Origin of the sequence: Mesorhizobium sp. M4B.F.Ca.ET.017.02.2.1 (genome assembly GCF_003998955.1) — a bacterium.
GTDB classification, from domain to species: domain Bacteria; phylum Pseudomonadota; class Alphaproteobacteria; order Rhizobiales; family Rhizobiaceae; genus Mesorhizobium; species Mesorhizobium abyssinicae.
The window spans coordinates 1-6,345 of the sequence record NZ_RZOF01000358.1 but is presented as its reverse complement, the minus strand read 5'-3'; the positions used below and the strand labels follow the sequence as shown (position 1 = coordinate 6,345).

The following is a 6,345-nucleotide window of genomic DNA, read 5'->3' as shown; positions in this document are numbered from 1 at the left end:
CCAAGGGGTTGTTCCTGTACACCCGCCGCTACGCTGAAATCTACCACATTGCGCCAGAGCAATTGCAGCCGGGTGTGACGCTCCGGGAAATCGTCGAACATCGCGTCGCCGCCGGGACATCTGTAACCGATGCCGACGCCTATCTTGCATTGGCCCGCTCCGTCAATTCTGGCATGGCTCCAAGGGTATGGACCGCCAACCTCGCCGACGGTCGGACGGTTCAGGTCTGCCATCAGCCCATGGCCGACGGCAGCTGGGTGGCCACGCATGAGGACATTACCGCGCTCGTTGCCAACCGACAGATCGTCGACGAGCGCATCTCGTTGCAAACGCTGATCGACTGGGTGCCCGATTATCTCTGGGTCAAGGACACGGAGAGCCGCTTCGTCGTGGCCAACAGGGCGCTTGCGGTCGACAGCGGGCGGGGGAAGACGAGTGACATGATCGGCTTGACCGATTTTGATCTCCATGCCCCGGAACTTGCGCAGAAATTTCGCGCGGTGGAGCAGAACGTGCTCAGCAGCGGCCAACCCATGATCGACAAGGAAGAGTTCATTGTCGACGCGTCGGGCGCCGGCAAGTGGGTGTCATCGACAAAGGTGCCGTTGCGCAATGCCCACAATGACATCATCGGTCTGGTCGGCATCGCTCACGATGTAACCGCACGCAAGCAGGCGGACGTCCTTCGCGAGGGGCAGGCGCACATCCTGGAAATGATCGCGATGAGCGCTTTGCTCGAAGACGTGCTCGACCGTCTGATGCGCCTCGTCGAGTCGCAGCTGACCGGGATCTTCGGTTCCGTCCTGCTGCTGGACAAGGACGGCAGCCATTTGCGGCACGGCGGCGCGCCGAGCCTGGCGAAGGAATATACCGCTGCCATCGACGGGATCGCCATCGGCCCCAAGGTTGGATCCTGCGGCACCGCCGTCTACCGGCGGGAGCCGGTCATCGTCGCGGACATCATGCAGGACCCGCTTTGGGAAGAATACCGCCAGGTGGTGGCGCCCTTCGGCTATCGTTCCTGCTGGTCGACCCCGATCCTGTCGCATCAAGGCGCCGTGCTCGGCGTCTTTGCGATGTATTCGATGACGGTGCGCGAACCGACCGAGGCCGAAACGCGGCTGATCGACTTCACGACGCGGATTGCAGGCATCGCCATCGAGCGCAAACTGGCTGAAGACCAGATTCATTTCATGGCCAACCATGATGTGCTGACAGGGCTTCCAAATCGCGCTCTGCTCGAGGACCGGCTCTCGCAGGCTCTGCTCTATGCGCAGCGATACGATCGCTGGGTGACGGTGGTGTTCATCGACCTCGACAATTTCAAACTCGTCAACGATACGCTCGGCCACAATGCCGGCGACGTGCTGCTGAAGACCGTTGCCAACCGCATGGTAGACTGCGTAAGGCCGACCGACACCGTCGTGCGGCTTGGCGGCGACGAGTTCGTCATAGTCCTGTTCGACCAGCCGACGAACGTCGATCTGATCTCGGAGACCCTGCAAAAGATCCGGGCGGCGATCGCGGAGCCGGTTCATCTGGGAAGGCATCGGCTGAGGGCGACGGCCAGCATCGGCATCGCCAACTATCCCAAGGATGGGACGAGTCCGGATCAGCTGCTGGCCAACGCCGATGCCGCAATGTACCGCGCGAAGGAATTCGGCCGCGACAATTTCCAGTTCTACGCTCCCGAGTTCAACACCAGGGCGCATGAGAAATTCCTGCTTCAGGAGGAATTGCGAAATGCCCTGGCGCGCTCGGAGTTCATTCTGCTCTACCAGCCGCAGGTCGATCTTCGCTCAGGAGAGGTCTTTGCAGTCGAAGCCTTGCTGCGCTGGAAGCATCCGACACGAGGCATGGTGGCGCCGGACACGTTCATTCCGACCGCCGAGGAGACCGGGCTGATCGTGCCGATCGGCGACTGGGTCCTGCACGAAGCCTGTCGGCAGAACAAGGCCTGGCAGGATGCCGGTCTGCCGCCCCTGACGGTCTGCGTAAACGTCTCGGCGCGGCAGTTCAGGGAACCGAACCTGATTGGCCGTGTCGTGAACGCGCTGACGGACAGCGGCCTGGAGGCCAGATATCTCGAGCTCGAGGTAACCGAGAGCCTTATCATGCAGGACGTCGAATTGGCGGTCGCGACGATGGGCGCCTTGCAGAGCCTGGGGGTTCAGATATCGATCGACGATTTCGGAACAGGCTATTCCAGCCTCAGCGCGCTCAAGACCTTTCCCGTGGCGCGGCTGAAGATCGACAAGTCATTCATCAAGGATCTCGCCGCCGACGAGAACGATCAGGCTGTCGCCAGCGCCGTGATTTCACTGGGTCAGAATCTGCATCTGAGGGTCATTGCCGAGGGCGTCGAGACGGACGACCAGGTGGCCTTCCTGCGCAAGAACAATTGCGATGAAATGCAAGGCTATCATTTCAGCAAGCCGGTCTCGGCCCAGGGCATCGAGAAACTGCTCCACACGGCGAGCGTGGCGGATGACGGCCAAGGCGTTCCGGCGTCGGGAACCCTGACGACAAAACAGGGATAGGCGAGGCCTATCTCCCGAGCACGAGGCTCCAGTAGCGCAGGCTCGGATCGCGGCCGTCGCGCACATAGGCGAGGCCGAAGCGGGAGAAGTCCGGGTCGAGCATGTTGCGGAGGTGGCCGTCCGAATGCATCCAGATGTCGAACAGCTTCTGCAGATCGAAGCGGCCCTGGGCGATGTTCTCGCCTGCGGCGCCGCGCACGCCATTGTCCTTCATGCGCGAGGCGAAATCCTTGCCCCAGCCGGTGGTGTGGCTCATCCGGGCACGTGACGCCATGTAGCCGGCTTGCTGCAAGGCTGCCTGCTCGAGCTGCGTGTCCGGAACCAGCGCCGGCAGCCCGGCGGTGGACCGGATGCCGGCGAGCGTCGTCGTGGCGGAGGAGGAGACGCCTGCACCTTCGCCGGTCGGCAGCACGGTGGTGGAGCAGGCGGCAAGGCCCGCCAGCGCGGCAAGAGCCGCACCCTTCAGCAGCAGGCGCCTGTTCGGGTTCGGGATCGGGTGGTTTTCGAGTCGCGCAACGGTCATGCCCGCCTGAAATAATGGTGATCATGGCTTTTGCCGGGCAGGGCGGCGAAAATCTCGGCAGACGGCCCTAGGCTGCGGTTTCGAGATTTGCTTCCGAGCCGCCGGTCCGATCGCCGGCCGTGTGCACCCACCAGGCGCCGAGCGCATCGATCAGCGGCACGAGCTGGCGGCCGGGTGCCGTGAGGTCGTAGTCGACGCGCAGCGGGTAGCCTTGATGCGCGGTCCGCCGCACAATGCCGGCGTCCTCCAGCTTGCGCAGTTCCAGCGCCAGGATGCGGTGCGAAACGGTCGGATTGTCGCGCCTGAGTTCGCTGAAGCGTTTGGTGCCGTCCTTCAGATAGTAGAGCAGCAAGGTCGGCCAGCGGCCGCTGAGCACGCGCATGGTCTCTTCGATCGGGCAGCGCGAGACGACATCTTTCATGGGGAGGGACCTGGACGCGTGGTTACAGAATAGTGCGTAATTTACATGGGGCGACCGGTGTTTAGGGTCAAGTTTCGCTGCGCGGCGTGACCCTCGAACATGGAAGAGACAACACATGGAACCTATCCTCCTTTACGGCTTCCCGGCGGGAAGCTCGATGGGGCTCGTCGCTGCCTTCGAACGCCTCGGGCTGCCCTACCGGCTGTGCCGGGTGGACATGCTGGCCGACATGAAGAACGAAGGCTATGCCGGTATCAACGACCGGCAGGAAACGCCGGTGCTGATCACGGGCGAGGGCAAGGTGCTGACCGAGACCATGGCGATCGCCGCATGGCTCGAAGCCCGCGATACGCAGCGCCGCATCAGCTTCGATCCGCGCACGCCGGAAGCCGATCGGATGCACCAGCTGGTGGCTTTCGTGAACACCGGCTTCACCGCCGCTTTCATGCCGCTCTGGGCGGCGTTGGAAATGGCGTCGCCGGATCCGGTGCTGCAGGCGACCTTGCGCGACTTCGGCCGCAAGGCCGTCGCCGAGCGTCACGACCAGCTTGAGGAGATGATCAACGGAACCGAGTTCCTGGCCGGGGACCGGCTGACGCTGGCCGATACCACGCTGATCGGCGTGGCGCGTTGGGCCGAATTTCACCAGGCCATCGAGGGCGCCGATTACCCCAGGCTTGCCGCCCTGCGCCGCCGCATCGAGGCCGTGCCAGAGGTGCGCTACGCGCTTGCCGTCGAGAATGGCGAAATGCCTGTCGGCTCGGGCGCCTGCCTGGGGCATGTCCCGCTGGCCGAGGTGATCGACCGCTTCGCGGCCTGATACACGACGCGCCTTTGGTCAACGGGCGGCGCCAGCGTGGCTGGCGCCGCCCGAATAGGACCTATTTCACCAGAGCCAGGACGAAAGGTGCCTGAAAGGTAGTCGTCCTCCATGCTGGAGGCCGTGTAACTTGGCGGCGCCGAACGGCTGGATACTTTCGCCGTCAGCGCTGCGCCTCGGTCGCCATCCTCAGCGCCAGCGCCGCCAGCACCGTGCCCATCATCCAGCGCTGAACGACCATCCACAACGGCCGTCCGGCAAGGAAGGTCGCGATCGAACCGGCGGTCACCGCGATGATGGCGTTGACGGTGAGACTGATCGAGATCTGGGTGACGCCAAGCACCAGCAGTTGCGACAGCACATGGCCCTTGGCCGGGTTGATGAATTGCGGCAGCAGCGAAAGGTAGAGCACCGCCACCTTGGGGTTGAGCAGATTGGTCATGAGCCCCATGGCGAACAGCTTGCGCGGCCCGTCCTTCGGCATCTCGCGGACGTGGAACGGCGAGCGCCCGCCGGGCCTCACCGCTTGCCAGGCGAGCCACAGAAGATAGAGCGCGCCGGAAATGCGCAGCACGTCATAGGCGAAGGGCACGGCAAGCAGCAGCGCGGTGATGCCGAAGGCCGCCGAGACCACGTAGAACAGGAAGCCGCAGGCGACGCCGCCGAGCGAGATCAGCCCGGCCTTCGGCCCTTGCGACAGCGAACGCGAGATCAGGTAGATCATGTTCGGCCCCGGCGTCAGCACCATGCCGAGGCAGACCAGCGCGAAGGTCAGATGGTTGGCGACGTCGGGCATTGCTTGACTCCAGCGCCTGCGGCAGGGGCGATTCGATGCCGGCGCGCACCGACTTGTGCCTTTTGCCGCGAACGCCCACAAGGGCTTGCCGGCGCCGGCCATTGCGCCAGGGTGGGCATGCCGCAGGTGGTGGGCAATCTCGGCATGCCTTCGCGGCAACGTCCATATGGACGTGCGCTGCGCAGTCTCAAACGGAAGCACTCATCTCCAAGGCTTTGGCAGCCTTCTACTCACCGACGACCGAAGCCGCCGGGCGAGGCGAGGTTATAGGATCGGCATGGCGAAGGACGATCTTCCACATGCCTTCCTCTCTCCGAAATATAGTGGTGGTTCGAAGCGCGATCGGCACCAGCGTGTCGCTGCCGCCGACCTTGGATCGGACTCGCTCGATCTCAATGATGTAACCCAAATCCGTCGTTGCGTACTCGGAAATGCGCTCAAAGCCGACAACCTCTCCGTCCCGGTAGTTGGTGGCGGCACGGTCCATCGTTTCGGCGGCATTCTTCCATCCTTTGGCCGGCGGGCCGAAAGGATTGGCAATGACCACGTCATCCCGTTGTGGGTAGAGACTCTTCAAAGGCTCAGGATCGCCCTTGACGAAGGCATCCACGGCTAAATGATCCTGCTCGATGAGTTTCGCGAGGTCGGACAGCATCTCAGCATCCTCAGATGACGGGAAGGGATACTATCCGAAAACCAGCCCCTGTGCCTTACCCCACCACCCGCAAATTCGACAGTTCGTTGGCGATTTCCTTGAAATTGTCGGACAGCGTGGCGCCCGTCGCGTTCCAGAACAGCTTGGCCGGCTTGCTGGGATCGGTCGGATCCTTGCGGAAGCGCGAGTCGGAAGAGCAGGCCTTCAGCGCGTCCATCGCCTTCTTGTCGCCGGCATCGGTCGCGGACATGTCGAGCGCGACGGTCATGACCATGATGTTGGCCGCCTTGGCGTTGTCGCACAGGCTCGCCATCTGCTCGTTGAGCGCGGCGGTGTAGTTGCTGGACGAATAGTTGAACTGGCCGATGGCGTTCGATGTGCCGGTGAACAGCCGGGTCACGGCGGTGCCGTAATAGGCGAGGCCGGTGTAGCCATATGCGGCATAGGTCGACTTGTTGCCGGCCGGGTCGCTGCTGACCGTCGAATAGGTGTTCTCGCCGTCGGTGAGCACGATGACGACCTTGTCGTTGCCGCGCTCGCTCTCCAGCCGCCCTTCGGTGAAGGGCTCGGTGCTCGACACGGTGCGCCAG

Annotated in this window: 6 protein-coding genes and 2 pseudogenes; 3 read left to right on the top strand and 5 right to left on the bottom strand. The window is 63.4% G+C overall.

The annotated features are described in order from the left end of the window. Positions 1–74: 74 nt before the first annotated feature. Positions 75–236 (top strand): annotated as a pseudogene (locus EN738_RS36495) (hypothetical protein); the annotation flags it as partial. Positions 237–239: 3 nt separating this feature from the next. After that, a complete protein-coding gene (locus EN738_RS28995; protein WP_245494802.1) occupies positions 240–2,540 on the top strand; it encodes an EAL domain-containing protein in 2,301 nt (766 codons plus the stop codon). 7 nt (positions 2,541–2,547) lie between these two features. Here EN738_RS28995 and EN738_RS28990 read toward each other — a convergent pair whose 3' ends face one another. Next, on the bottom strand, positions 2,548–3,063 hold the full coding sequence (locus tag EN738_RS28990) for a CAP domain-containing protein (protein WP_127286645.1): 516 nt from the start codon (positions 3,061–3,063) through the stop codon (positions 2,548–2,550). 67 nt (positions 3,064–3,130) lie between these two features. Beyond that, positions 3,131–3,484 carry a helix-turn-helix domain-containing protein gene (locus tag EN738_RS28985; protein WP_127286644.1) on the bottom strand — a complete coding sequence of 118 codons (354 nt, stop codon included), beginning with the start codon at positions 3,482–3,484 and terminating at the stop codon, positions 3,131–3,133. Positions 3,485–3,599: 115 nt separating this feature from the next. Here EN738_RS28985 and EN738_RS28980 point away from each other — a divergent pair, with 115 nt between their 5' ends. Then, positions 3,600–4,304, top strand: coding sequence for a glutathione S-transferase family protein (locus tag EN738_RS28980; protein ID WP_127286643.1), 705 nt, complete (start codon positions 3,600–3,602; stop codon positions 4,302–4,304). A gap of 163 nt (positions 4,305–4,467) precedes the next feature. Here EN738_RS28980 and EN738_RS28975 read toward each other — a convergent pair whose 3' ends face one another. From EN738_RS28975 to EN738_RS28965, 3 genes and pseudogenes are all read right to left on the bottom strand, one after another. Further along, positions 4,468–5,100: a LysE family translocator gene (locus tag EN738_RS28975; protein WP_127286642.1), complete on the bottom strand. Its 633-nt coding sequence runs from the start codon at positions 5,098–5,100 to the stop codon at positions 4,468–4,470. Positions 5,101–5,326: 226 nt separating this feature from the next. After that, positions 5,327–5,755, bottom strand: coding sequence for a nuclear transport factor 2 family protein (locus EN738_RS28970; protein WP_127286641.1), 429 nt, complete (start codon positions 5,753–5,755; stop codon positions 5,327–5,329). 55 nt (positions 5,756–5,810) lie between these two features. Further along, a pseudogene (locus EN738_RS28965) lies at positions 5,811–6,345 on the bottom strand (hypothetical protein); the annotation flags it as partial.